At 41.9% G+C, this 25,227-nt stretch carries 27 protein-coding genes; 22 read left to right on the top strand and 5 right to left on the bottom strand.

Features of this window, described 5'->3' with window-relative positions:
• Positions 1-6: 6 nt before the first annotated feature.
• The 4 genes from pstB (NQ095_RS01955) (at position 7) to NQ095_RS01940 (ending at position 4,255) form a co-directional block, all read left to right on the top strand.
• Positions 7-822, top strand: coding sequence for a phosphate ABC transporter ATP-binding protein PstB (gene pstB, locus NQ095_RS01955; RefSeq protein WP_258261818.1), 816 nt, complete (start codon positions 7-9; stop codon positions 820-822).
• A 23-nt stretch (positions 823-845) separates the two neighbouring features.
• Entirely contained in the window at positions 846-1,619 is a 774-nt protein-coding gene (pstB, locus tag NQ095_RS01950; protein ID WP_258261817.1) for a phosphate ABC transporter ATP-binding protein PstB, read from the top strand.
• Positions 1,620-1,673: 54 nt separating this feature from the next.
• A complete protein-coding gene (gene phoU, locus NQ095_RS01945; RefSeq protein ID WP_258261816.1) occupies positions 1,674-2,333 on the top strand; it encodes a phosphate signaling complex protein PhoU in 660 nt (219 codons plus the stop codon).
• A gap of 161 nt (positions 2,334-2,494) precedes the next feature.
• A complete protein-coding gene (locus NQ095_RS01940; protein ID WP_258261815.1) occupies positions 2,495-4,255 on the top strand; it encodes a methyl-accepting chemotaxis protein in 1,761 nt (586 codons plus the stop codon).
• A gap of 102 nt (positions 4,256-4,357) precedes the next feature.
• On the opposite strand, the gene NQ095_RS01935 is transcribed toward NQ095_RS01940, so the two are convergent.
• Positions 4,358-4,690: a hypothetical protein gene (locus NQ095_RS01935; protein ID WP_258261814.1), complete on the bottom strand. Its 333-nt coding sequence runs from the start codon at positions 4,688-4,690 to the stop codon at positions 4,358-4,360.
• Between the two features lie 351 nt (positions 4,691-5,041).
• Between NQ095_RS01935 and NQ095_RS01930 the strand changes: the two genes are divergently transcribed.
• The 9 genes from NQ095_RS01930 to NQ095_RS01890 all read left to right on the top strand — a co-directional run bounded on the left by NQ095_RS01930 (position 5,042) and on the right by NQ095_RS01890 (position 13,277).
• Positions 5,042-5,743 carry a DUF4912 domain-containing protein gene (locus tag NQ095_RS01930; RefSeq protein WP_258261813.1) on the top strand — a complete coding sequence of 234 codons (702 nt, stop codon included), beginning with the start codon at positions 5,042-5,044 and terminating at the stop codon, positions 5,741-5,743.
• Positions 5,740-8,061 (top strand): glycosyltransferase, encoded by a 2,322-nt coding sequence (locus NQ095_RS01925; RefSeq protein ID WP_258261812.1) that lies wholly within the window; start codon positions 5,740-5,742, stop codon positions 8,059-8,061. Before NQ095_RS01930 ends, NQ095_RS01925 begins: the two co-directional genes overlap by 4 nt.
• Complete coding sequence (locus tag NQ095_RS01920) at positions 8,058-9,065, top strand: nucleotidyltransferase family protein (protein ID WP_258261811.1); 1,008 nt, start codon at positions 8,058-8,060, stop codon at positions 9,063-9,065. The genes NQ095_RS01925 and NQ095_RS01920 overlap by 4 nt, the downstream gene beginning before the upstream one ends.
• Positions 9,066-9,071: 6 nt before the next feature.
• Positions 9,072-9,653 (top strand): hypothetical protein, encoded by a 582-nt coding sequence (locus NQ095_RS01915; RefSeq protein ID WP_258261810.1) that lies wholly within the window; start codon positions 9,072-9,074, stop codon positions 9,651-9,653.
• Positions 9,654-9,710: 57 nt separating this feature from the next.
• Positions 9,711-9,860 carry a 50S ribosomal protein L33 gene (gene rpmG, locus NQ095_RS01910; RefSeq protein ID WP_064091498.1) on the top strand — a complete coding sequence of 50 codons (150 nt, stop codon included), beginning with the start codon at positions 9,711-9,713 and terminating at the stop codon, positions 9,858-9,860.
• A gap of 141 nt (positions 9,861-10,001) precedes the next feature.
• A complete protein-coding gene (locus NQ095_RS01905) occupies positions 10,002-10,568 on the top strand; it encodes a 5-formyltetrahydrofolate cyclo-ligase (RefSeq protein ID WP_258261809.1) in 567 nt (188 codons plus the stop codon).
• A complete protein-coding gene (locus NQ095_RS01900; RefSeq protein ID WP_258261808.1) occupies positions 10,558-11,340 on the top strand; it encodes a DUF92 domain-containing protein in 783 nt (260 codons plus the stop codon). Before NQ095_RS01905 ends, NQ095_RS01900 begins: the two co-directional genes overlap by 11 nt.
• Before the next feature lie 81 nt (positions 11,341-11,421).
• Positions 11,422-11,604 carry a hypothetical protein gene (locus NQ095_RS01895; RefSeq protein WP_309137596.1) on the top strand — a complete coding sequence of 61 codons (183 nt, stop codon included), beginning with the start codon at positions 11,422-11,424 and terminating at the stop codon, positions 11,602-11,604.
• Positions 11,605-11,753: 149 nt separating this feature from the next.
• On the top strand, positions 11,754-13,277 hold the full coding sequence (locus NQ095_RS01890; RefSeq protein WP_258261807.1) for a rhomboid family intramembrane serine protease: 1,524 nt from the start codon (positions 11,754-11,756) through the stop codon (positions 13,275-13,277).
• Here the strand turns inward: NQ095_RS01890 and NQ095_RS01885 are convergent.
• Entirely contained in the window at positions 13,274-14,149 is an 876-nt protein-coding gene (locus NQ095_RS01885; RefSeq protein ID WP_258261806.1) for a hypothetical protein, read from the bottom strand. The genes NQ095_RS01890 and NQ095_RS01885 overlap by 4 nt on opposite strands.
• 141 nt (positions 14,150-14,290) lie before the next feature.
• On the opposite strand from NQ095_RS01885, the gene NQ095_RS01880 reads away from it, so the two are divergent.
• From NQ095_RS01880 to NQ095_RS01850, 7 genes are all read left to right on the top strand, one after another.
• Entirely contained in the window at positions 14,291-15,751 is a 1,461-nt protein-coding gene (locus NQ095_RS01880) for a spore germination protein (RefSeq protein ID WP_258261805.1), read from the top strand.
• A 144-nt stretch (positions 15,752-15,895) separates the two neighbouring features.
• Positions 15,896-16,102 carry a YqgQ family protein gene (locus tag NQ095_RS01875; protein WP_060673432.1) on the top strand — a complete coding sequence of 69 codons (207 nt, stop codon included), beginning with the start codon at positions 15,896-15,898 and terminating at the stop codon, positions 16,100-16,102.
• A gap of 5 nt (positions 16,103-16,107) precedes the next feature.
• Complete coding sequence (locus NQ095_RS01870) at positions 16,108-17,076, top strand: ROK family glucokinase (RefSeq protein WP_258261804.1); 969 nt, start codon at positions 16,108-16,110, stop codon at positions 17,074-17,076.
• Between the two features lie 334 nt (positions 17,077-17,410).
• A complete protein-coding gene (locus NQ095_RS01865; RefSeq protein ID WP_258261803.1) occupies positions 17,411-19,285 on the top strand; it encodes an LTA synthase family protein in 1,875 nt (624 codons plus the stop codon).
• Positions 19,286-19,386: 101 nt separating this feature from the next.
• Positions 19,387-20,583: a M14 family metallopeptidase gene (locus NQ095_RS01860; protein WP_258261802.1), complete on the top strand. Its 1,197-nt coding sequence runs from the start codon at positions 19,387-19,389 to the stop codon at positions 20,581-20,583.
• A gap of 244 nt (positions 20,584-20,827) precedes the next feature.
• On the top strand, positions 20,828-21,934 hold the full coding sequence (locus NQ095_RS01855; RefSeq protein ID WP_258261801.1) for a YqgU-like beta propeller domain-containing protein: 1,107 nt from the start codon (positions 20,828-20,830) through the stop codon (positions 21,932-21,934).
• Positions 21,934-22,248 carry an MTH1187 family thiamine-binding protein gene (locus tag NQ095_RS01850; protein ID WP_258261800.1) on the top strand — a complete coding sequence of 105 codons (315 nt, stop codon included), beginning with the start codon at positions 21,934-21,936 and terminating at the stop codon, positions 22,246-22,248. The genes NQ095_RS01855 and NQ095_RS01850 overlap by 1 nt, the downstream gene beginning before the upstream one ends.
• A gap of 50 nt (positions 22,249-22,298) precedes the next feature.
• Here the strand turns inward: NQ095_RS01850 and NQ095_RS01845 are convergent, their stop codons facing one another.
• On the bottom strand, positions 22,299-22,652 hold the full coding sequence (locus tag NQ095_RS01845; protein ID WP_034757670.1) for a winged helix-turn-helix transcriptional regulator: 354 nt from the start codon (positions 22,650-22,652) through the stop codon (positions 22,299-22,301).
• A 214-nt stretch (positions 22,653-22,866) separates the two neighbouring features.
• The gene (locus NQ095_RS01840; RefSeq protein WP_082386296.1) at positions 22,867-23,040 is read right to left on the bottom strand and encodes a DUF2759 domain-containing protein; all 174 of its coding nucleotides are present in this window, start codon (positions 23,038-23,040) and stop codon (positions 22,867-22,869) included.
• Between the two features lie 195 nt (positions 23,041-23,235).
• On the opposite strand from NQ095_RS01840, the gene NQ095_RS01835 reads away from it, so the two are divergent.
• Complete coding sequence (locus NQ095_RS01835) at positions 23,236-23,871, top strand: MBL fold metallo-hydrolase (protein WP_258261799.1); 636 nt, start codon at positions 23,236-23,238, stop codon at positions 23,869-23,871.
• Positions 23,872-23,911: 40 nt separating this feature from the next.
• Here the strand turns inward: NQ095_RS01835 and NQ095_RS01830 are convergent, their stop codons facing one another.
• A complete protein-coding gene (locus tag NQ095_RS01830; RefSeq protein ID WP_034757675.1) occupies positions 23,912-24,157 on the bottom strand; it encodes a DUF2626 domain-containing protein in 246 nt (81 codons plus the stop codon).
• A 307-nt stretch (positions 24,158-24,464) separates the two neighbouring features.
• On the opposite strand from NQ095_RS01830, the gene NQ095_RS01825 reads away from it, so the two are divergent.
• Complete coding sequence (locus tag NQ095_RS01825; RefSeq protein WP_258261798.1) at positions 24,465-24,845, top strand: Spx/MgsR family RNA polymerase-binding regulatory protein; 381 nt, start codon at positions 24,465-24,467, stop codon at positions 24,843-24,845.
• Positions 24,846-25,227 lie beyond the last annotated feature (382 nt).

Genomic DNA, 25,227 nt, shown 5'->3' with positions numbered 1-25,227 from the left:
TAGTACATGTCGGTTCAATTAGAAAATAGACAGGAGCGCTCTTCAGGAGTGGCTGAACGAATCAAAAAAGAGACCATCATTGATGTTCAGAATTTGGACTTCTATTACGGTGATAATCATGCGGTTAAAAATATTAACATGGAAATCGAAAAAAATGCAGTAACAGCTTTGATTGGACCTTCAGGTTGTGGAAAATCAACCTTTTTACGAACGATTAATCGGATGAATGATTTAGTGCCAATCGCCCGTGCAGAAGGGAAAATCATGTATGAAGATGTGAATCTTCTCGGTAAGAACATTGATGTCGTGGCCCTTCGAAAAGAAATCGGGATGGTTTTCCAAAAGCCGAATCCATTCAGTAAGTCCATTTATGAAAATATTGTTCATGCACTGAAATTTACAGGAATCAAAAAGAAAAGTGTGCTGAATGAACTTGTAGAAGAAAGCTTGACGAAAGCGGCACTTTGGGATGAAGTGAAAGACCGTCTTCATACTTCGGCATTATCACTATCCGGCGGGCAGCAGCAGCGTTTATGTATTGCACGGTCCATTGCCATGAAACCGACTGTCATGCTATTGGATGAACCGTCCTCAGCACTGGACCCGATTTCAAATGCGAAGATTGAAGAATTGATCACCGATTTGAAGAAGGAGTACACGATTGTAGTTGTGACTCATAACATGGGGCAGGCATCCCGTGTTTCTGACAAGACGGCATTCTTTTATAATGGAGATTTAGTGGAGTTTGACCAAACAGAGAAAATCTTCACAAATCCATCGAAAAAGAGAACGGAAGACTATATTTCAGGGCGTTTCAGTTGATCAATTAGTTGGAGGGGTTTCACGTGTCAGTAGCTACGACGAAAAAAACGGCATTTAACGTAAACGACTTAAATTTATGGTATGGAAATAACTATGCGTTAAAAAACATTACATTTCCTATTTATGATAAAGAGGTTACAGCAATCATTGGACCATCAGGATGTGGAAAATCCACATTCGTAAAAACATTGAACCTGATGAATCGTTCGGTTCCCGGGATTAAAATGTCCGGAGAAATCAATTATGACGGGACGAATATTCTTTCTGACAAGATCGATTTAGTTGAATTGAGAAGAAAAGTGGGGATGGTGTTCCAAAAGGGGAATCCTTTCCCGCAAAGCATATATAACAACATAACGTTCGGACCGAAAGTGCATGGTGTCAAAAAGAAGAAAGAGCTTGATGAGATCGTGGAATCCACATTAAAGAGTGTTGCGTTATGGGACGAAGTAAAGGATCGATTGGATGCTCCCGCGATGGGACTTTCAGGTGGACAGCAACAGCGTCTGTGCATTGCAAGGGCACTTGCGACAAAACCTGAAATCCTTCTGATGGACGAACCGACATCAGCTCTCGATCCCATTTCCACTGTCAAAATCGAAGAGCTGATCAGTGAGCTCAAGAAACAATATACGATTGTCATCGTCACCCATAATATGCAGCAGGCAGCAAGGGTTTCTGATAAAACAGCCTTTTTCCTATTAGGGGACTTGATTGAGCTTGACGAAACGGATAAAATATTTTCTAATCCTAGCGACAAAAGAACAGAAGACTATGTGTCTGGACGATTTGGATAAAGAGCACTTTGAGAAAAAAGGTTCTTCATCATTACTTAGCAAAGGGGAATAAGTATGGCGATAAGAAGAAATTTCGATAATAATTTAAAAGAGTTAAAAGACAAACTTTTCGATATGGCGGATCTTGCGAAAGCATCTTTAAAAGAGTCCGTGGTAGCCTTGAAGACACAAGACATTAAAAAAGCAGAAGAAATCATCCAAAAAGATCATATCATCAATCAATATGATAATGAAATCAATAATCTTGCCATCATTCTCATTGCGAAAGAATCTCCCGTCGCAACGGACTTACGGAAAATCATCTCAGCATTAAGGATCTGTTCTGAAATTGAACGAATCGGGGATATGGCTACAAATATAGCGAAGTCTACCCTGCATATCGGAAATCAAAAATTGATCAAGCCGATTGAAGAAATTCCGAGAATGCTCTCGATTGCTGAAGAAATGCTCGAAGAAGCGCTGACGGCTTTCTATACAGAGGATGCTTCCATGGCGAAAAAAGTGGCAGATCGTGATGATGAGGTAGACGAACTATACGGCCAACTGGTAAAAGAACTGATGACATATATCCCGAACTATCCAGATGAAATCAGTCAGATCACCCAACTGGCATTTACGTGCAGATACATTGAACGCGTGGCGGATCACGTCACGAATATTTGTGAAAATGTCATTTTCTTAGTGACCGGTGAGCGGTTTGATTTAAATAACTAAATGAAAAGCGTTCCTTCTGACGAAGGGGCGCTTTTTTGCATGTTTGGATTTCGGATTTGGATTGTAAAGATTATATTAAGATAACAGTAAAAGTATAGAAAAAATGGGTATTTTGGTACATATTCTTAATAGACACAAAGATATACATACAGGAGGATCCAATGTTGAAAATGTCATTTCCCTTTATGAAATATGTACCTGATAGCAGGAAAGGAAGAATTCTTTCCAAGATGTCCTACCAATACTCTATCAAGAATAAACTGGCTTACACGTTTCTGCTGAATGCCATGCTGTTCATTTCATGTGTAGGCTTGGCGTTGTTCAGTATGAATCATCTGTTGCAGGACATGCGGTTTATGAAAGATACAGGTGAACACTCTGTACAAATCACGGAATTGAGCAGGCTCGTAAATGCAAAGGATATAAGGATTGCCGATTACATTACCTTTTTACAAGAAGAAGATGTTAAAGAGTACAGAACACTGAGAACAGAACTGAATGGTAAGACCGATGAAATAATGAATGAACTGGGTAAAGAAGACCAGGAACTCATTCAAAAGTTCTACGAGAATAATAAAACGATCGATGAACTGTTTATTAAGGAAATCGCACCGGCAGTCGTCCGTTTGGATGAAGCCATTTATACGGATGCCAGGATGAAAATAAGTGGTCTGAGGGACAAAAACAATACACTATTAATGCAAGTAAGGGAACGGACTTTCGAAAAACAGGATACGGTCTTAAAAACAACAGAAAATAATATGAACACACTCTTTTTCTGGTTAATCGGTTTTGTGATCGTTTCAATGGCAATAAGCGTCTTTATTGTTAATCTTGTTTCAAATAAGATTAACAGAAGTATCGATAAAATCCTTACGGTTACAAAAGCTGTGGCCGATGGGGATCTAACCCTTTCGGTACCACCGACAGGGAGGAAAGATGAAATAGGTCAATTGAATTCTTCCATCAGACATATGGTGGATCGATTGAGAGAGCTTGTCGTAGCGATAAAAGACAGTTCCCATACCGTTCAAAGCAATAGTCAAAACATCAAACATCTTGCCGATTCAATCAGTGACTCCAGTCACCAGGTAGCCGATTCCATGTATAGGTTATCGGGCAGTTCTGAAAATCAAGTGGCGGCAGCCAAACAATTGAATAGTCAATACCAGACATTCAATGATCAGGTGATCCAAGTAGAAACGAATGGGCGTTCTCTGTCAGAGCTTTCCTCCTATATGCAGGGTATTACAGTAAAAGGATTCGCATCCATGAATTCCACGACAAATCAAATTGAAATGGTGTATGAGAAAATAAAGAAAACGTATGATCTCTTGGATAGACTGGAGGAGAGTGCAACAGATATCAGCAACCTGACAAAGATCATCAAAAAAATTGCCGATCAAACGAATCTTCTCTCACTTAATGCATCGATTGAGGCTGCCAGGGCCGGAGAAGCGGGCAAAGGGTTTTCGGTGGTTGCTAACGAAGTCAGGAAGCTGGCACAGGAGGTAGATTCCTCGTTGATTGAAATGAATCATAGTGTTTTAAATGTTCAACACATTTCAACGGAAGTATCCCATTCATTAAAAGACGGATACAAAGAGCTCAGTACAGGCAAGGAATATATTCGTACGACCGGTGAACATTTCAATGAAATGAAAAAACAGGTCACTGGTATGGATCGAAATATCACTGAGATTTCAGGGAGCCTGAAGATGTTAACAGAATATATGGACCATATTCAGGGAGCATTCCAAAGCGTTTCCGCCGTAGGGAAAGAGTTCAATGACGGAACCGTTACCATCAATTCTTCCGTTCAGGAACAAAATGGTTTAATTGAAACTTTATATGGGCAGTCAGATGACTTGATCCTAAAAGCAAATCAGCTTTCAGATCTGGTGAAAATATTTAGAATGTAAATGGGACGTAGACCAAAGTGATTTAGTCAAAAGGAAAATCCGAACGATCATTCGAATTTCTCTATGGAAAATCGAATGTGTTCGGATTTTTTTGTTTCCCGGTTATGAGTCCTGAATGATAGAGAGGACTTCTTGTTTAGACAGTGTGGATTGTTTGATGATCTGATCCACTTTTACTCCCTGCCTATAAAGAGAAAGGACCTGATTCTTAATGATTTCGTTAATTGGACTTTTGTGAAAAGTCATATCGCCATCCAACATGAGCTCTTCTTCCAAAACGCTAATTCGCTTCTTCAATTTATAATGCTCCTGCAGAACATTCATCGATAATTCTTCCATGTCTTTTTCTATATCACGATACCGGTCCCGTTGGAAAAACGAAATGACAAGTAACAGGATAGAGAAGCTTACTAATCCAATGAATAGGTAAGTCACTTTATCACCCCAAGCTGTATTCTTCTCCTTTATTTATAGCACAGATCATGTTCCAACTCTATATGATACATGGTTAAATTTGAAGGATAAACCATTATTTTGTCGAATGCCGTGACCGGATCAACAAAGAAAAATGTCGTTATGGAAATGTAATCGCTTTATTATCATTTCAGCATACTAAATCATAAAAAAAATGCATGTTTAATCCCATTGCCATCATGTGTAACAAGATACGACAAAATGCGTTCATTGTAGGTTTTTCAATACGGTGTTACGATAAATTTAAGAATAATTGTCATAATATTTAGATTGAATTCATATAATAAATGTTTCGTTTTAGGAGGAATGGTTTTGATCACAGAAATAATCAAGTTAAAGGAACAGGGTGTCTCCTTCAGGAAGATTGCCAAAGAACTGAATACAACCGTGGGTAAGGTTCAGTATCAATGGGTGAAGTACCAGAAAGCTTTGGAGATAAGCCCGGAACCGGCAGACGTTGAAATGATTAAACCGGAAACACCGAAGAAACGGGTAGGAAGAGCTGCTTTTGGCAGGAAGATGCCTATGCACAGATCAAAAAATCCGAGAGCCACCGAGTTATCGATTACATTTTCAACTTCTTCCAGGATCTATTGTTATTGGAACATTTCCCATGAATGGATCCGATATGTGAAAGCTCATTTTAAGATGAACTCCGACCCACAGCCTTTTGTTCTTCGATTATATGATATTACCTCTATTTCTTTTAATGGCCATAATCAACATCACCATTCGGATTCGTATGTACCATTCTCAGAAACCGATTGGTTTGTGAACGGATTAAAGGAAAACCGGAGCTACTGCGTGGAAATCGGTTTGCGGTTACCATCAGGTGATTTTGTTGCCTTCACTCGTTCCAATGTCATTCATACACCCAGAACCTCTCATCATCAGGAGGCGCACAGTATGAAAGAGTTGATGGAATACGAGCAGGGATTAATCAAAGAACCAAAGTGGGTGGAGCATGTGAGCACGTATTCGTATTATGTCATGAATGGGGAGGAAAAAGCATGAAGGCTCTTTCAGAAATCATCGTGTATCCAACATGTAATGAATGTTCATATTCTCATGAGTTTGAACGGGAAGATATGCTTACTGCATTACTTTTAGAGAATGGTGAATTGATCGATTTCCTTGATCGAAATGAAGGTGGTTCCATTCCAGTCGTGTTGAATCCTCTCCTTTTCTCACTATTTATGAATGAAGAGTTTAAAGAGAGGGCGAACGCTATCATTCAACGCAACCTCCTGCAAGCAGTCTCTCATGATAAACATAAGTGGCAGCTCATCTATTCACAGTGGTCAACCTATGACATGAATCTTGTACAAGCTTACAAATATCTCGCAGTGGAAGGAAAAGTAACCGTCATCCCTACGGCGGTAAGTCCTTTTCCATTAACCCATTACCGGACTCCACGAGCCATTGAATCCCAGATTCGGATGAGCACATTATTATACAAGCACTACCTTCAAATGATCCCTAAGTCGTTCTGGTTACCTCAAGCCGCGTATGTACCTGGGATTGATCTTTATCTCACTCAGCAAGGCATTGAGTATACATTCATTTCTTCCTTTTCATATGAACATAGTGAAAAGGAACAGAACAGAGGTGTAATCAGGACGCCGAGAGGCTTGAAGCTTATTCCTGTTTCGGAGGGCATCGACTCCCGGGAAGGAAGCGATCGACCACTTTCAATCGTATTCGTTAAAGACCTATCAGACTATGATGTATTAATGGAACTGGATAGAGGAGAAGCCCGTCATACAATGGAAGTCATGATGGAAGAACCTACCGCTCTTTCTAGGGTGGGCTTAGGGTATCTTGGAATGGAGAAGCAAATCCCGATCATGCCCGATTCAGCCATGCGGAATATTCGGGTGGTTCATCGCATGGAAGAACAGTTGGAGAATATGGTGACGTTATCAGCTGAAACAGAGTGGGCCTTTCAGATTATAAGGGAATGGGTATCAAGCATGGAAGGGTTTAAAGATGAAAATGGATTATCCACGGTTCATTTCGACCGGTTGATCCAACAAGTCATGGATGGACATAAGGATGGACATCTCCTTCTTCATCGCAAAAGTATGATCCCTTTTCCATCTGACGACATTCTTGAGAAGCTCTCCATTGGAATGAAGGGTGACGTAAAAGAGAAGCATGATTCAGTGCTGATCCTTTCCTGGGAGTATCCGCCGAATATCGTGGGTGGATTATCGAGACATGTGTATGATTTAGCCAACAATCTTGTGAAAAAAGGAAAGCATGTACATGTCCTTACGACCAAGGCAAATGATGCCCTTCCCCTTGAGATAATGGAAGGTGTCACGATTCACCGGGTGCATCCTTTGCATCCATATGAAGAAGATTTCTTTAAATGGGTATTCGATTTGAATCAGTCCTTCATTCAGTACGCCCATGACTTGATGCAAGATGAAAGAATCACACATATCCATGCCCATGATTGGATCGTATCGACATCAGCGATGAAGCTGAAAGACTATTATTCCCTTCCTCTCATTACAACGATCCATGCTACTGAACATGGAAGGAATCAAGGGATATATACCGATTTGCAACACAAGATCCATGGGGAAGAACAGCTGCTCATCGGCGCCTCTGATCATCTCATTGTTTGCAGTGAGCATATGAAAGATGAAATCAAGAGCTTATTCACGATAGAAGCACCAATCGCTGTCATACCAAACGGTGTGGAACTGGAGAAGCTGGACCAGTCTTTCCCATATGATTTTTCTCAGGCATCAACGCCTTACTTTTTTTCAATCGGAAGGATGGTTCATGAGAAAGGGTTTGATACCATCATCCGTGCAGCTTACCGGTTAAAGGAAAAGGGTTATAATATCTCGTTCGTCATAGCAGGGAAGGGCCCGATGCTCGAGCAATATCGAAAGACGGTTATCGATGAGCAGCTTTCTGATATCGTTTCATTCGTCGGATACATTTCGGATAGAGAACGAAATGACTATTTGAAGAATTGTCTAGCCGTCATCTTTCCAAGTTTATACGAACCGTTTGGGATCGTTGCCCTGGAGGCGATGGCCTTCCGGAAAGGGGTGGTCGCTTCTAATACCGGTGGACTCAAGTCCATTGTGAAACACGAACAAACCGGTTTATTATTTGAACCCAATCAGGAACATAGTCTTTATACTCAATTGGTTTCATTAATTGAAGATCCCCAGAAATCGGAACAGCTGGGTGAACTGGGCTTTAAAATGGCACAGTCCATGTTCAGCTGGGACCGGATTGCAGACCAGACCATTCATGTATATGACGATGTGCTTCTTCAATCAAAAGTGGAGGGTATAAAAAGATGAAGGCGGTTATATTGGCAGGTGGAGAAGGCAGGCGATTAAGACCCTATACGATGTCGGTTGCGAAGCCCATGGTCCCGATTCTGAATAAGCCAATACTTGAATATAGCATTAACCTTCTAAGTTCTTATGGAATAAGAGATATTTTGATTACGACTTGTTATAAAAGTGAGACCATTAAAGATTACTTCGGAAATGGGAAACGGTTCAATGTGAATATCACCTATCTTGAGGAACGTTCCCCACTCGGGACAGCGGGTGGCATCTTCCTTGCACGGCACAGGCTCCGAGAACCGTTCCTGGTTCTTAGCGGAGATGCGTTTACCAATATTCCCATCGATAAGGTCATTGAATTTCATTATGAGAAAAAAGCAGTCATGACTGTAGTGTCAAAGGAAGTGGAGAATCCAAAAGAATACGGGATCTGTCATACGGACGAAACCCGAAAATTAGTCGATTTTATCGAAAAGCCCGAAGAGTGGGCGGGAAATGAAGTCAACACAGGTGTATATATGCTTGATCCCCGGCTCTTGGACCGGTATGCCCACATTGGGGCGAAAGATTTCGGACAGGATTTTATTCCCCGGCTTCTGTTGAATAATGAAGAGGTATACGTGTTTAAGACCAGTGCCTATTGGAGAGATATCGGTAACCCGGAAGAATATAAGTGTGCAAGGGACGATCTAATGAGGGGACATTTCTCTCCTCCTTCTTTTAAGAAAGGCTTACACCATTCAAAGGGCTTAATGGAGCCTTTCATCACCCGGCTGCAGGTAGCCTGTCCAAATGGGAAGAAACCAATGGTGCTTGCAAAACTGCTCGAGACGCTACCATCTTCTTCCAGTCAGAAAGAAGTCGTATTTGACCATAGGGATGGAGGCCGGACGAAAATCATTAGTGATCCAAAGAGAGGGTTCATCATTTATTCCAATGCGGACAGAAGAAATCTGGCAAGGGAGTTTGCAAGGTATTATGGCAAGAAAATAAAAATCTGGCAAAAGGTGTAGAGGCTAATGAGGGAGAACACGAATCGAACGTTTCATATTCAAGGAATAGCCTGGAACAAGCAAAATGAGTATACACCCATCCACTCTGAAAAATGTTCTTTCCTTACGGATATTAAAGTAAGTGTGAAGGAAGAGGTTGAGGGGTGGGGTGAATCTTATTTATTCGAAATGGAGAATCTGTCAAAAGAAACCCGCCGGTTAAAAGTATTTTTTCTCATCGAGTGGCTTGCCTGCAAGGAAGATGGAGTAGGAGTCCTGTCCCTGTCGAAGGATACATTCTGGAATTACAGCCGAAGAAGGGTTGCCATCACCAATATTGTCTCCTGTGCAGAATCTGTAAAGAAAACCATCTATCCTCTTAATCTGAAGGGGCTCAAACTTTGGAAGAAATCCTTGAGCAAGGGCAGCTTATACTACTATCCCATAACAAATGGCCTCAATATGATGGTGTATATGCTGGATTTCTCTTTCAAGCCCTTCGAAGTGAAACAGGGGAAAATATATGCCATTGAAGGTGGGGTGGAAGAAGAGGTGGCAAATTTAAGTGATAGAATAAAAAACGGACTAGCATTTCCCGGGGAAAAGTGATATTATATAAAAGTCGTATGAATAGTAGAAGATGTATATGTTTGGAGGGAAATTATAATGCGTGTAAACATTACTTTGGCTTGCACAGAAACTGGTGAGCGTAACTATATTACTACTAAGAACAAGCGTAACAACCCAGACCGTTTAGAGCTAAAAAAATATTGCCCGAAATTAAAGCGTGTGACTCTTCACCGCGAAACGAAATAAGCAGCCGGATTTTATCCGCTGCTTTTTTTTATGCTTTATTTGGTTCTAATTTAGGTTGAGGAGTAGGTGGCGTAATGGCTGTCGCATTTCTGGGGGAAATCCATTAAAATAATTTCAGGATAGTAAGCATGGAGGGATCATATGTCTAAAAAGGAAAAGCGGAAATCTCAGCTGGAAGTATTAAAATCCATTGGTCATATTGCATTTCAACAAAAATGTTTCGATATAGAACAACGCCTCTTTGGGTCTCCTGAATGGAAGCGAAGCAGCACGGTCTCGATCACCGTTTCAAAGCCTCCGGAACTCGATACTTGGAATATCATTAAGAGGGGTTGGGAAGAAGGAAAGGCGATGGTCGTGCCAAAGTGTCTCCCGGAGACCCGCCAGATGATTTTTTATAAACTGGATGATTTTCATCAGTTGGAACAATCTTATTTTAATTTATATGAACCGGACCCTGCGAAGTCCGTTGCTGTACATAATGAATCCATTGAATTGATGATCGTACCAGGGTTATCTTATACAACCGCCGGTTACCGTCTTGGATTTGGTGGGGGATATTATGACCGGCTGCTTTCAGGCTTTTCAGGAACTGCAATGTCCCTTGCCTTAGAAGAGCAAATGGTCGAATCATTGCCCATTGAACCCTTCGATATGCAGGTGTCAACCATACTGACGGAAATGAGACGGATCGATTGTGAAGACTGAGTTATTCCCGCTTCTTCTCTTTATCCTTGGCATCGCGATAGGAGGATGGAGGACAAAGAATTTAAGTATATCAGGGGCTTGGATGGCGGTGTTGGTCGGCCTTTTCATCGGGATCGCATTTGGTTTCCGGGGCTTGTTTGTATTGGGGGCATTCTTCCTTTCGTCCAGTATATGGTCTCATCTGTTTAAGACGGACAAGATCGGGACCCTGGACCGGCTCGCTAAGACGTCCACACGAGATTGGCAGCAAGTATTGGCAAACGGAGGACCTGCAGCGCTATTCGCCCTGTTGTTCAGTTTGACGGGTGAAGACGTATGGACATTTGCTTTTGTTGCATCGGTTGCTGGGGCAAATTCGGATACCTGGGCTTCTGAAATTGGTCCTTTGAGTCAGAAACATCCGTTTTCCGTAAGGTCGTTCCGGAGAGTTCCAAAAGGTACATCGGGCGCCGTATCTCCCGTGGGTACACTAGCGGCGGTCCTGGGTGCATCCTTTATCGCACTGGCTGCCCTGATCTTGCTGGATGGTATGGATATCACGCTCTTTATAGTAATCACACTTTCCGGGTTTCTTGGAAATCTCCTGGATACATTGCTTGGTGCATATGTACAATTGGATTACAGGTGCCGAGTGTGCGGGATACAGACGGAATCCACTGTCCACTGCGGACAGCAAACCAAAAGAACGAAGGGCTACTGGATGAATAATGAACTTGTCAATGCACTTTCAAGCTTAATGTCAGGAGTGATCCTTCTTCTCCTCTATTGGTAGAAGGTAAAAAAAATACCAGGTTTAGATAAATTTATGGGATAAGCTAATCGGTTATGATCCAAACTATAAGCAGGAGGGATCATGATGAACGGATGGACAAAATGGTTAGTGCTCGGCGGTTTGGTTCTCTTTCTGGTTCCGAATCGATATCGTTTATTAAACTTGTTATTAGGGAATTTTCTACTTCGCAAATTTGCCGTAAGAGCGGCCATGGGTATACCTGGTATCCGCTCGAAGTTCATTCAAGGCGCATTCCGCCCTTGACCAAAAAAAGGCTGCAGGAGGGCCATACCCCATCCTGCAGCCTTTTTTGTTTACACATTAAAAACAGGTTCGGTATAGTAGGGGGAGGCACGATATTTTTTATATGATTTCGGTAGGTTAAAAGAGTTAAAAAGAAAGTAGTGAATGATGTGGATTTACGATATCATTATTTATTTTGGAAAGTAGCCCACTATTTAGTGGAATATAAACACTATCGGATCCTGAACCTTTCCCCCGACCAGGATGAAATATGGTTGGAGAATTCAGGCATGAAAGAAGGGAACATCGTCCGAATCGTTCGAAAGGACCTGGATTGGGGTAACTGGGTAAAAAGAGATTTGGAAGTGACCTCCATGAACGGAGAAAAAATCAGGAAAACCCTGAGAAAAAGACAGCTCCACATAAAGAATCTCTACATATCTACTTTTCCACCTGTCGATGGGGATCCAGGCCTATTCCTCGACCCGGTGAACCGTCATAAAACGACCATCCATCCTATTCTGCTTCACGGTGATGAAAGCGTGGAAAAGCTTAAAACCGATCCACTTTTCAATGATGGGGAATGGGAGCTTCACCCTGAAGTGTTGGAAGCCAATGTGAATTGGATCAAAAATATGACCATGACGTCTTCCTCCAAGCAAATTCAGAAAGAGAGACAGTTATTTGAAAGAGGGAAACCGTTTTTCACTTATCTCTTTATTGCCGTTCAAGTGATCATGTTCCTCATTCTTGAAATGAATGGAGGGAGTAAGGACCCGGGTACGCTCATTCAATTCGGTGCAAAATATAATCCACTTATGATAGAAGGGGAGTGGTGGCGCCTCGTCACACCGATCTTCCTGCATATAGGATTACTGCATCTCTTGATGAACACACTGGCCCTTTATTATCTCGGAATGGCAGTGGAGAAAATGTTCGGCCGCATCCGGTTCGTTCTCATTTACATGCTGTCGGGAGTCGCAGGCACGCTTGCTAGCTTCCTGTTTACCTCCAACCTTTCAGCAGGGGCAAGTGGGGCGATCTTTGGTTGTTTCGGTGCTCTCCTGTACTTTGGGGTATTACATCCAACTGTTTTCTTCCGCACCATGGGCACCAATATCATTGCGGTCATCTTATTGAATCTGGTCCTGGGATTCAGCCTTCCCGGCATTGACAACGCTGGCCATATCGGAGGTCTAATTGGAGGATTCCTTGCGGCGGGGATCGTCAGTCTGCCAAATGTCAACAGGCCGGTGCGTCAGCTCATGTTTCTTCTCGGAAGCATTTTTGTCGCTGGTACATTGGTGTGGTATGGAATCGGAGGGGACTCAACCTCCTGGAACGTCGATACGGCAAATGGGGTCGCCCAGGAAAAAATATCGAATCAGGAGTGGGAGGAAGCCGAGCACATCCTTACCCCTGTGGTGGAAGAAGGAGCTCCGAATGCACAAACCTATTTCTACCTTTCATATGCTGAAATTAAGCAGAATAAATTAGAACCGGCGAAGAAGCATTTGACGGCGGCAATAAAGGAAGATGATCGATTTCATGAAGCCCATTACAATCTTGCGTTGATTCTGATCGATACCGGGGAAAGGGAAGAAGCTCTCATCCATGCAAAAAAAGCCTATGAACTAAATAGGCAGGATGAAAATTATGAGAAACTTTATAAAGAGTTGCAAGGGAGCGATTAAGATATCAACTGTCTGAGTAAGGACGCGTCCCCGTATTGATCAACGAGCAGCACAAGGACTTCCTTTTTATCTTTTTTTACTAATAGTAGAGGAATGGCACTGTCGATGGATTCCACCACAGAGCCGTCCTCTTTTTTAATCCCTAAATAATAGTTTTTATATAGTCCTTCCCACAGATTACCGATCAGGCGGTCCCATTCCTGTCTGGTGTAGCCTTCCAAGGGACGGCCATCAAACCTCGGGAGGCTGGTCAGCGGGATGGGGGTGTATTCATCGACCGTGATGCCCATGGAGGAGATGGCCTTTTCCCATAAATAATCGAGTTGTTGGGATGTCACTTTGTCCAATATGTTTTTCCATTCTTTTTCCGTGTCGCTCCCCGGTTGCCTGAAGGCATTTAATGGGCTGAAATTGGAATCGATCACATACAGCGTATCTTCGGACATTTTCTGGGCACTGGTGAACTCTGTGTCTGATTCATGTATTTCAGAATAATGAAAAGTTACTGCTTGGAGAATACTGCTCTCTTTCCCCTTTATGGTCGATTCCTCTACAATCTGATCTGTATCTTGTTCCCATTCATTCATCAGCCCTTTCAATCTCCCGTTCATATATAGAAAACCGACATCCTGACGTAAATAAGCGGGAGTATCAAGCTTTGAAGATACCCTCCAATGCACCTCATAATGATCATTTTTCTTTTCAGGTTGGAGCATCAGAAGCGTAGTGGCCGATTCATAAGAGACGTTTTCATTAATGGGAAAGAAAATAATGCTCTCACGGGTCTGCGGCTTGTAAATAAATTGAATGCCAATAGCCACTACGCACATGAGCACCAGAAATGGCATTGCTTCTTTCAGCCTATCCTTCATTTTGTTCACTCCAGTGGTTTGTCCATTTTCTACATAGTATGAATCGATGGAATTGAATATGATAGGATGTATGATTTCTGGCTTCTTTGTCTAGGATGGTAAAGATGGAAATTCATGTAAAGGTATTGGGAGTGAAGGCTAATGTCGAATGAAAAGAAAAAGCCTGTCTCTACTCAGATTGAAGAAAACACCAATTATTTAAGGGATACCTTAGCAGTGGACAAGAGCTTTGATGTCATTCAATTGGATCTGGAGTATGCAGAAAGAAAAATGGCCATGTTTTTAGTGGATGGCTTCGTTAAAGATGATATTATGCATTATCTGATGAAGCTTTTATCTGGACTCAGTCCTGAACAATTGGAAGAGGATACTTTAGAAAAGCTTTTAAAGACTTATATTCCTTATATAGAGATTGAACAAGTAGATGACTTGAATCAGGTGATCGATTTAGTATTGGCAGGTCCGACAGCCCTCGTGGTGGATGGGATCGATAAAGTCATTATGATCGATGCAAGGACCTATCCGGTCAGGGGGCCACAGGAGCCGGACATCGAGAGGGTAGTAAGGGGTTCAAGAGACGGGTATGTAGAGACGATTGTATTCAATACCGCATTGACGAGAAGGAGGGTTCGCGATCCCTCTCTTCGCATGGAATATATGCAAATAGGGAGAAGATCCAAGACCGATATCGTGGTCAGTTATATAGAAGATATCGCCGATCCGAACCTGGTGCATAAAATCAAGGATGCGCTTTCAAAGATCGATACCGACGGACTTGCAATGGGTGAGAAGACGCTAGAGGAGTTCATTGCCGGGCGTCATTGGAATCCCTTTCCTTTGGTGAGGTACACAGAACGGCCAGATACAGCGGCAGCACATCTTTACGAGGGGCATGTTCTCATCATGGTAGATGGCTCTCCGAGTGTCATGATCACCCCGACGACTTTTTGGCATCATCTTCAGCATGCCGAGGAGTATAGAAATAAACCTTCTGTAGGAGCTTATCTTCGATTCGTAAGGTTCATTGCCGTATGGTCTTCAATCTTTTTACTGCCGCTATATTATTTATTTGCGATTCACCCCGAACTCCTGCCGGAAGCCATTCAGTTTGTGGGACCGAATGATGTAGGGGAAGTTCCGTTGTTCCTTCAATTTTTAATCATAGAAATCGGGATAGATATTTTAAGGATGGCAGCCATTCACACGCCGTCTTCTCTGGCAACCGCTCTGGGTCTTGTTGCTGCACTGATGATCGGGCAGGTAGCGGTGGAAGTCGGTCTATTAATTAATGAAGTAATCCTTTATCTGGCGATAGCCGCAATCGGTACCTTCTCTACACCGAGTTATGAAATGAGTCTGGCCAATCGTCTTGTAAGGATCTTCTTATTGGTATGTACGGCGTTATTTGGAGTGTATGGTTTTGTAGTCGGTGTATTCTTGTGGATCATCTTGCTGTCGAGAATGAATTCCTTTGATATTCCATATATGTGGCCATTCATACCATTCAACTTCAGGGCATTCAGGGACGTATTTCTGCGTTCTCCGATGCCGCTTAAAAACAGAAGGCCACGATTTTTGCACCCGAAAGACCCTGATCGTTAGGATCGATAGATAAGAGATTTTCTTACTGGAAATTCCATTAAGGTAATCTCTTTTTGTTTTGGGTTCGTGCTGATTTGTTTAGGATTGAGAAGAAAGCGGTTTTCACTTATACTTTATAGGGAAGAAGAGAAAGCAGGTGTATGCATGAAAACGATTTATGATATCCAACAACTACTCAAAAGTTATGGAACGATTATATATGTTGGGCATCGTCTTTCCGACCTGCAACTGATGGAAGGCGAATTAAAGGAACTCTATCAATCCCAATTGATCGATACACGGGATTTTCAGACCGCTTTATTTTTGTTGCGTCATGAAATAGAAATTGAAAAAGAAAAACAGGACAGGTGATAAAAATGGCAGAAAAATGGTTAGTTGGAGTCGATTTAGGTGGAACGACAACAAAGATTGCGTTCTTGAGTAAATACGGTGAGCTTTTACATAAATGGGAAATCCCCACTGATAAATCGGAAAACGGTAAAAATATCATAGTGAATATTGCGAAAGCGATAGATCAAAAGCTTGAAGAATTGGATCAGAGCAAGGATAAACTGGTTGGGATCGGTATGGGTGCACCTGGACCCGTCGATACGGCTAAAGGGATCATTTACGAAGCGGTCAATTTAGGCTGGGAGAATAATACGCCTTTAAAAGATTTGCTCGAAGTCGAGACAGGATTGCATGCAGTCATTGACAACGACGCAAACTGTGCGGCACTGGGTGAGATGTGGAAGGGTGCAGGAGACGGGGCGAAGGATATAGTATGTGTGACATTAGGAACGGGCGTCGGTGGCGGTGTGATTACAAACGGCGATATCGTTCACGGTGTGAAAGGGGCAGGCGGTGAAATCGGCCATATAACAGTCGTACCGGAAGGCGGATATCAATGTAATTGCGGTAAGACTGGATGTCTTGAGACCGTTGCCTCAGCGACCGGTGTCGTTCGCCTCGCCAACGAAAAACTCGATGCCACAGGGGAAGAATCAACGCTTCGGGCCATGAGGGATTCCCACGGCTCAATCAGCGCAAAGGATATCTTTGATGCGGCAAGGAACCAGGATGGACTTGCCCTGGCAGTCATTGATCAATTAGCTTTCTACCTCGGGTTATCACTAGCGAATCTCGGGAATGGACTGAACCCTGAAAAGATCGTGATTGGTGGTGGAGTCTCCAAAGCAGGCGACATATTATTAAAGCCGGTCGTTAAATTTTTTGAACAGTTTTCATTCCCGACTGTCCGTAGCTCAACACACTTAAGTATTGCCACGCTCGGAAATGATGCCGGTGTAATCGGCGCAGCCTGGCTGGTTAAGAACAAAATCTGATTTGACCTTAAAGTAACATTCGAAAGAGAACTTTCCTTTATGGAAGGTTCTCTTTTTGTACATGAATAGTAGTCTGAAACACCTAATGACAAATGAACCATTTTTAATTAATCCTATATTTTTGAAACTTTTAATAGTTTCATTCGTCTAATAGTATGGGTAAGAGAATAAGGCTTAAACCATTATACGCTCCCATTATGTATCTACGTTTAGCGTTTTGTAAATAAAGAATAAAGATGGGTGAAGGGATCACTCGGAAATCCCCTAATGTCTCTGTTAAAATCAAGAAAGTGTTACATACGCTCGAACCGTTTGTAGCAAGGAGGTTGAATAAATGAATATAAAGAAGGCACCAAAGGTACCGCTTATCATTATGGCGGCATTGTTCCTTTGGATCAAAACGTATATTGTCTACAAAACCAGTTTTGATATAAAGATAGAAAGCGCTCTCCAGGAACTGATTCTATTCATTAATCCACTAAGTTTCTTACTATTCATCTTCGGAGTTGGCTTACTTCTTAAAAAGGATAAGTCTCGCACCCGGTATATCATCACTGCAAGCTTCATCCTCTCGTTTATCCTGTACGGAAACGTAGTATTTTATCGATTCTTCGATGATTTTTTGACATTGCCTGTCCTCTTCCAAACAAGCAATTTCTCTGATTTAGGCTCAAGTGCAAGTGCAATCATGAGCTGGAAGGATCTTTTCTATTTCACCGATGTGATCGTATTGATTCTCATCATAAAGTTGAAACCATCCTGGTTTTCTTTACAGAACTACTCGAAAGCCAATCGACGCGCTTATTTCCTCGTTGCAACAGCACTGGTTTTCTTTAACCTGGGATTGGCAGAATCGGAAAGGCCTCAGCTTCTGACCAGGACATTTGACCGTGAAATGCTGGTCAAGAATATCGGAACATATAATTATCATATATACGATCTTTTCCTGCAATCAAAATCTTCTGCTCAGAGAGCCCTTGCGGATGGAAGTGAACTCGCAGATATCGACAATTACGTCAGAGCGGGTTACACCCGGCCCGATAAGGAAATGTTCGGGATAGCAAAAGACAAGAACTTAATCATTGTCTCCCTTGAATCACTGCAGAATTTTGTCATCAACAGTGAAGTAAATGGCCAGGAAATCACTCCTTTCCTTAATGATTTCATAGGGGAAAGTTACTATTTTGATCAATTCTACCATCAAACTCAACAAGGGAAGACGTCCGATTCAGAGTTCATCATGGACAATTCCCTTTATCCGTTGAACCGTGGAGCGGTTTTCTTTACCCATTCAGGGAATGAATTTGAGTCCATGACCGAAAAACTTGGGGAAAACGGGTATTATACGTCGGCTATGCACGCAAACAACAAAAGCTTCTGGAATCGTGACATCATGTATGATTCCCTGGGCTATGACCGTTATTATTCGTTACCGGATTATAATGTGACAGAAGAAAACTCTGTGAATTGGGGAATGAAAGATATCCCGTTCTTCGAGCAATCTGTGGAGCACATGAAACAAATGCCTCAACCGTTTAGTACGAAGATGATTACATTAACGAACCATTATCCTTTCACGCTTGATGAAGAAGATAAGTTGATCGACCCTTACACTTCCAATGATGGTACGGTGAATCGTTATTTCCAAACCGTCCGTTACATGGATGAAGCGGTGAAGAACTTCATTACCGACTTAAAGGAGTCCGGCTTGTATGACAATTCCGTCATCGTGATGTATGGTGACCATTATGGGATTTCTGAGAATCACAATAAAGCGATGAGTCAATATCTCGGTAAAGACATCACACCATTTGTAAGCACACAACTTCAACAGGTGCCACTGATCATCCACGTTCCTGGTGAGGAAGGAAAGACCATTTCCAAGGTTTCAGGACAAATCGATTTAAAGCCGACCATCAGTCATCTTCTCGGAATCGATACCAAAAAGGACATTCAATTTGGTTCTGATCTCTTCTCCGATAAACATGAAGACCTGGCCATCCTCCGTGACGGGCGTTTCATCTCGAAAGACTATGTATATGCAGGTGAAAAATGCTGGGATAAGAAAACGGAAGAAAAAACCGATATGAAGTATTGTGAACCATTTAAAGAGCGTGTTAATAATGAGCTGGAATATTCCGATAAGATCATTTATGGGGATTTGCTCCGCTTTTATGGGGAAACAGAATATCGTGATAACGATGAATGATAAAGTAAAAGCTTGCGAAAGGTTTCGCAAGCTTTTTTTGTCATGAATCTTTGAACCGTTCATACATGTAAGTAAGGACATATGAATGGGGAGGTTCCATCATGAAAGTAAAAGTACGCAGTGGCGATACCCTCTGGTACTACAGCCAACTGTTTTATATCCCGATTAAGTTACTCATCGATTCAAATCCCTCCGTTGATCCAGATAGATTGAAAATCGGTACAGAGATTCAACTTCCAGGATTCAGGAAAGAAAATCATTCGATTAAACAGGGTGATTCTTTTTGGTCCCTTTCCCAAAACCGGAATATCGGTGTCGACGCGTTACTTCTATTGAACGAAGGTGTCAATCCCAATGGATTACAAGTAGGATCGACTATCTTTCTTCCATCAAGGGTGATCTCACCCATCGTCAATGGGAAACAGGCATACGGTTCCCAAAGATTTGAGGGAGATGTCCAACTTTTAAAAGAGATCTATCCCTTTATAAAATTAAGATCTACAGGTGAAAGTGTAGATGGAAAAGATCTCATCGAAATAAGGATAGGAAACGGAAAGAAGAAAGTTCATATGAATGCTTCTTTCCATGCGAATGAATGGATCACCACATCTGTCCTCATGACGTTCATCAATGATTATTTACTTTCCTTGACCAACAGTCAGCTTATTAGGGGAATACAAACCCTGCCTATATATGGCGAGGTGACGTTGTCACTCGTTCCCATGGTGAATCCGGATGGTGTCGACCTTGTGCTGAACGGTCCCCCTGGCGACAAACGAACGGAAGTGATTGCTCTCAATCGGGGAAGTACCGACTTTACCGGTTGGAAAGCCAATATTAGAGGCGTGGACCTGAACAATCAGTTCCCGGCCAAGTGGGAAGTCGAGAAGGAAAGAAAGGAGGAGAAAGAACCTGCCCCAAGAGATTTCCCAGGATATAAGCCACTCTCAGAACCTGAAACCATCGCAATGGCTAAGCTTGCCCGGCAAGAAAACTTCGATCGACTTCTTGCCCTGCACACCCAAGGGAAAGAGTTTTACTGGGGTTATGATGGATTGGAGCCTCCAGAAGCAGCCAAACTTGCAAAGGATTTCACCAGAGTGAGCGGATATAGATCGGTCCGTTACATTGACAGTTACGCTGGGTACAAAGATTGGTTTGTGAAAGAATTCATGAGATCGGGATTCACCCTTGAATTAGGAAAAGGCATCAACCCCTTGCCACTATCACAATTCGATGAAATCTACCAGGACGTACTCGGTATATTACTCGTGACAATCTATCGGTGGTATGAATGAAGAATATACTCGAAAAATCTTTTGGTAAGTTCCATAAATATCTATTGTAGAAAATGAAAATCAGGAGTAAAATTAATCATCATCCTAATGAATATTAACCACCCGTGGTGACCCTAAAGATGTGTATATGAACATCTGGTCATCACTTTTTTTGAATTTTTGTAATGTTTTTTTAATATTACTGAAACATTTTTACGTTTGAAACGTACTAATTAATATGGAATACAGGAGAAGGGGGAAGAGGATGAAAAAGAAAAAAATAAGCGTGTTAATATTTTTCATGATGTGCATTCTGTGGTTATCGGCATGTCAGCCGGAAGAAACACAATCTTCCCCCTCTGAGAAAGACAAGGCACATAAGAAAGTAATGATGATGAACATCCTTCCTGCAGAAGGGTTTATAGAAAATGTCGGCTGGCTTTCAAGCTCGGAAATCCTTTCTATACGGGAAGCGAATGGTGTGACGTCCTTCTATATCTACAATGTGTACGACGGAAGCCATCAAAAGATTTATGATGTACAACCTTCCTATGTGAGCGCAAGCATATCTCCGGATAAGAAAAAAATACTCATTCATTCCTCTCCGGTATCCTATTCAGCACAGCTGACGATTATCGATAGATCAGGGGAAGTACAATTTCAGAAGGACGTTCCTTCCTACGACTTGACTTATTCCTGGAATCCATTCAATGATGATACTCTTGTAATGACAACTTTCAATGAAGATTGGAGTTTTCAGGTCTTTGAAATGAATATCGGGGACATGACCATGGATCCCCTTGATGTAGAGCAGCCGTTTGTTCAGTGGCAATCAGCTTCCTCCGTCCTTTATCAGGCTTGGAGCAAGGATGAAGTGAGCGTATCGGCTCCTCTGATAGCTCAGAATATCCTCGATGGTGAAAAGGAAATGATCGTGGAGGATAGTATTCATTTCAATCAATTCAACGATTCTCTGTTATCGGTCTTTTCACAAGAAGAAAAAGGGCCGTTTACGTATCAGTTCATTCATTCTAACGGAGAAATTCAGTCGGAATATACAGTTGACCTCTTAAGCCGTTACTCTGATTGGTTAATCCCTTATTATGATATGATAGAAGGGACGGGTCGATTGATTACCTTCGTTGCCAATGAACCTGGTTCCTTTGATACGTACTCGGGGACGTTCTCTCTAAAGGGGTGGGACACGAATTCCGGAGAGGAAGAGGTCCTGTTCGATGATCTTACTTTAGAACCTATACAGTGTTCGCCTGATGGAGAATCCTGTTTATATGGAAATCAACTTGAAAAAGTAATCAATTTGAAAAACTCAAGTATCGTTCAACTACTAAAAGAAGAAGGAGCAGATAGATAATGGCGATAGTCGATGTAACAGTTATACCAATCGGAACGGAATCTCCCAGTGTAAGTTCATATGTTGCGGATCTTCATAGAATCCTTCAGGGGTATGAAGAGGAAGGGAAGATCCGTTTTCAGCTTACTCCGATGAATACGATTATAGAAGGGGAACTTCCCGTTCTTTTCCAAGTGATACAAGACATTCATGAAGCCCCATTCCAACAAGGGATTCAGCGTGTGGCAACCAATATCAGAATTGATGACCGCAGGGATAAGCAAACGACCATGGAAGGAAAACTTTCTTCTGTTCAGCGTAAATTAGAAAAATAACGAGTATAAAAAGAGTGGGCATAGATGCCCACTCTTTTTATAGGAACCGCTCAAACTTCTTCGCTTTCCAAAAGGACTTCACTTTTGTCGGGATAAGTTTTTTCGATATGCTGTTCACCCCATGCACATAGCATATCCAAAGGCTCTTTTAACGACCATCCGTATTCTGTCAGTTCGTACTCCACCTTTGGAGGGACCTGGTTATAAATGATCCGGTTTATGACTCCATCTGCTTCAAGTTCCCTCAATTGCTGGGTCAACATCTTCTGTGTTATTCCAGGCATCAAACGTTTTAGTTCACTGGTTCTCCGCTTGCTTTTGATCAAATGACAGAGGATGACGACCTTCCACTTGCCACCGATCACTTCCAAGGAAGCTTCTACGGGTATATTATATTTTTTCATATCATTGCCTCCATATCTATGATCGAATATTATATAGAATCAGCTGCGAGGATAGGGAATATCCCATTTCGTTGAAGAAATATTTCACCATTATTATAACGTACACATCCAAAAGGTCCATAGGGTACTTTTGGGTGCCTATAGCGGGGGTGGGGAAAATTAAAAAGCCTTCCAAAACAAATTGGAAGGCTTTTTAATGTGAAACAATTTTTAATTAATGGCCACCTGGGTATCCAGAGTGAAGGACTGTCATAATTGTAAACCATCCAAAGACACCTAATGTCGCCAGTGAGAAAAGGATTCCCATTGCATTCTTGTTTTTGAACGTGCTTACTACTGCAAATAAAGCTAATAGTGTAATCAATGAAGTAATAATTACAAGACCCATTTATATGACCCCTTTCATTAAAATGCGTTTTACTGACTCTATTGTAACATTATGTACATAAATGCACCCATTAACATTTTATAGGTTTTTCTCCTGTTTGTCGAGGTCAAAAAGTTTGACACTTCCATGACGACCCATTTTTATGATGATGGAAGTTCTGATACAATAATAGTATCACAAATGGAGGTGGAAACCTTGCAATGGAAACAAATGCCCTTAGGCCCTCTGCAAACCAACTGTTATATCCTATGGAACGCCAACAATGATTGTCTGATCATTGATCCCGGTGGAGAAGGGGAGAAACTGATTCAATGGTTGGAAAACCAATCATTGTCTCCGTTAGCCATTCTTCTCACTCATGCTCATTTTGATCATATCGGAGCGGTTGATCAAATAAGGGCCCACTTCAGCATCCCTGTATATGTACACGAAAAAGAGGCTCAGTGGTTATTAGATCCTTCATTGAATGGATCACAGCTATTCATGATGGGCGAGCCCGTCAGAATGAAGCCGGCGGATTACATACTGACAAATGAAAAGAACTTGAAAATTGGTGACTTTCAACTTCAATTATTCGAAACACCTGGTCATTCACCCGGCAGTATTTCTTATTATGTACAAGAATGTGGAATCGTATTAGCAGGAGATACTTTATTCATGGGCAGTATCGGAAGATCTGATTTGCCGGGTGGAAATCAGAAAGAATTATTAGCAAGTATTCATGATAAGTTATTGACCCTTCCAGAAGAAACCACGGTCCTACCAGGTCACGGTCCTGAAACATCGGTTGAAGCTGAAATGGATTCGAATCCATTTTTAAACGGCTTTTAAATAAAAAAATCCCTTCAGCTAGCTGCTGAAGGGATTTTTTTTAGTGTCCTCCTGCACCAGGAGTCATCATAAAGGTCGTCCAATAAGTAAAACCTGCAAAGAACACTGTTAAGTAAGCACCGAATACATAAATATACATGCGTTCGGACAGTTTTAAATAGCTAAGCATAATGAAGAATCCGGTTTGGCCTAAAAAGATTAATGATGTCGTGGTCATATCACCAAGATAGAACATAACGGCAAAAATACCAGTCCAAAACCCAAGAACTCTAAACATACGATCCATATGTAACCCTCCTTTGCACCCTAAGTCCATCACTCAATATTATAAATGAATACTACCATAAAAGTAAATATGTGTTTGAAGTTAGTTTGTGACGAATACTTGTTAACTAAACATGAAACTTTCATTTACTTTATATCTTTCTTGTTTTTTTCCTCAATGAGAGAAGGTATAAACGTTTACTCTCTTTTCCGTAAAAAAATGTTCACAAATTTCCAAGTGATATTACTGTACAAAAGTTATACAATTAATATACAATATGTTTAACGAATAAGAAACAAGCAAGTTCAATTTGAAGGAGGTCAATAAAGTGAACAACCTGACATTTTTTACTTATCCAAGCTGTACCTCTTGCCGAAAAGCCAAAAAGTGGTTAACCGCACATTCCGTCGATTTTGCTGAGAGACACCTATTCAGAGAGACTCCTACACATAAAGAGCTGATGGAGCTACTATCTTTAACAACAGATGGTCTTGATGAGATACTTGCCACGAGAAGCCAAACCTTCAAAGACTTGGGGAAAGACGTGAACGATCTGCCGTTATCTGAAGTGATCAAACTAATCATCGATGAACCGAAACTTCTTCGCAGGCCCCTTTTGACAGACGGGAAAAAGCTGGTCGTCGGCTACAATCCAGAAGGACTCCAGAGTTTGGCGAACAAAAACAGATCATTGAAGAAAAGCAGCTAGATGGATGAATTGAAAAAGGCAGGCACTTGGATTTCAAGTGCCTGCCTTTTTCAATTGGTTATTAAGTTGTGAAGTGAGATGCCGGCTCTGCTTTTCTCTTATCCAGCTACAGGGCATAGAGGCTCGAGGTCATAAGCTAAGGCACCCAAAAAGGCAAAATGCGCCTTTCCGGGTGCCTCATCTTATGCTTGTCGGGCCTGACCAACCCGGCTCCGCTTTTCGAGTGTCCAGCTCCGCCGGGTAGTCCCTCGAGGTCATAAGCTAAATCGACCAAAAAGGCAAAGAGCGCCTTTCCGGTCGATTCATCTTATGCTTGTCGGGCCTGACCAACCCGGCTCCGCTTTTCGAGTGTCCAGCTCCGCCGGGTAGTCCCTCGAGGTCA

The sequence above is a fragment of the Rossellomorea sp. SC111 genome (assembly GCF_024733565.1).
Taxonomy (GTDB): Bacteria; Bacillota; Bacilli; order Bacillales; family Bacillaceae_B; genus Rossellomorea.
This window is presented reverse-complemented; position numbering and strand designations above follow the sequence as displayed.

What these genes read in the sequence shown, in the direction of transcription:
- NQ095_RS01940 (WP_258261815.1), top strand. Translation starts at nt 2,495, where the DNA reads ATGTTGAAAATGTCATTTCCCTTTATGAAATATGTACCTGATAGCAGG.
- NQ095_RS01850 (WP_258261800.1), top strand. Translation starts at nt 21,934, where the DNA reads ATGGCGATAGTCGATGTAACAGTTATACCAATCGGAACGGAATCTCCC.
- NQ095_RS01845 (WP_034757670.1), bottom strand. Translation starts at nt 22,652, where the DNA reads ATGAAAAAATATAATATACCCGTAGAAGCTTCCTTGGAAGTGATCGGT.
- NQ095_RS01895 (WP_309137596.1), top strand. Translation starts at nt 11,422, where the DNA reads ATGATGAACGGATGGACAAAATGGTTAGTGCTCGGCGGTTTGGTTCTC.
- pstB (WP_258261818.1), top strand. Translation starts at nt 7, where the DNA reads ATGTCGGTTCAATTAGAAAATAGACAGGAGCGCTCTTCAGGAGTGGCT.
- NQ095_RS01840 (WP_082386296.1), bottom strand. Translation starts at nt 23,040, where the DNA reads ATGGGTCTTGTAATTATTACTTCATTGATTACACTATTAGCTTTATTT.
- NQ095_RS01880 (WP_258261805.1), top strand. Translation starts at nt 14,291, where the DNA reads ATGTCGAATGAAAAGAAAAAGCCTGTCTCTACTCAGATTGAAGAAAAC.
- NQ095_RS01830 (WP_034757675.1), bottom strand. Translation starts at nt 24,157, where the DNA reads ATGGATCGTATGTTTAGAGTTCTTGGGTTTTGGACTGGTATTTTTGCC.
- NQ095_RS01905 (WP_258261809.1), top strand. Translation starts at nt 10,002, where the DNA reads ATGTCTAAAAAGGAAAAGCGGAAATCTCAGCTGGAAGTATTAAAATCC.
- phoU (WP_258261816.1), top strand. Translation starts at nt 1,674, where the DNA reads ATGGCGATAAGAAGAAATTTCGATAATAATTTAAAAGAGTTAAAAGAC.
- NQ095_RS01920 (WP_258261811.1), top strand. Translation starts at nt 8,058, where the DNA reads ATGAAGGCGGTTATATTGGCAGGTGGAGAAGGCAGGCGATTAAGACCC.
- NQ095_RS01860 (WP_258261802.1), top strand. Translation starts at nt 19,387, where the DNA reads ATGAAAGTAAAAGTACGCAGTGGCGATACCCTCTGGTACTACAGCCAA.
- NQ095_RS01855 (WP_258261801.1), top strand. Translation starts at nt 20,828, where the DNA reads ATGAAAAAGAAAAAAATAAGCGTGTTAATATTTTTCATGATGTGCATT.
- NQ095_RS01925 (WP_258261812.1), top strand. Translation starts at nt 5,740, where the DNA reads ATGAAGGCTCTTTCAGAAATCATCGTGTATCCAACATGTAATGAATGT.
- NQ095_RS01875 (WP_060673432.1), top strand. Translation starts at nt 15,896, where the DNA reads ATGAAAACGATTTATGATATCCAACAACTACTCAAAAGTTATGGAACG.
- NQ095_RS01885 (WP_258261806.1), bottom strand. Translation starts at nt 14,149, where the DNA reads ATGAAGGATAGGCTGAAAGAAGCAATGCCATTTCTGGTGCTCATGTGC.
- NQ095_RS01915 (WP_258261810.1), top strand. Translation starts at nt 9,072, where the DNA reads ATGAGGGAGAACACGAATCGAACGTTTCATATTCAAGGAATAGCCTGG.
- NQ095_RS01870 (WP_258261804.1), top strand. Translation starts at nt 16,108, where the DNA reads ATGGCAGAAAAATGGTTAGTTGGAGTCGATTTAGGTGGAACGACAACA.
- rpmG (WP_064091498.1), top strand. Translation starts at nt 9,711, where the DNA reads ATGCGTGTAAACATTACTTTGGCTTGCACAGAAACTGGTGAGCGTAAC.
- NQ095_RS01865 (WP_258261803.1), top strand. Translation starts at nt 17,411, where the DNA reads ATGAATATAAAGAAGGCACCAAAGGTACCGCTTATCATTATGGCGGCA.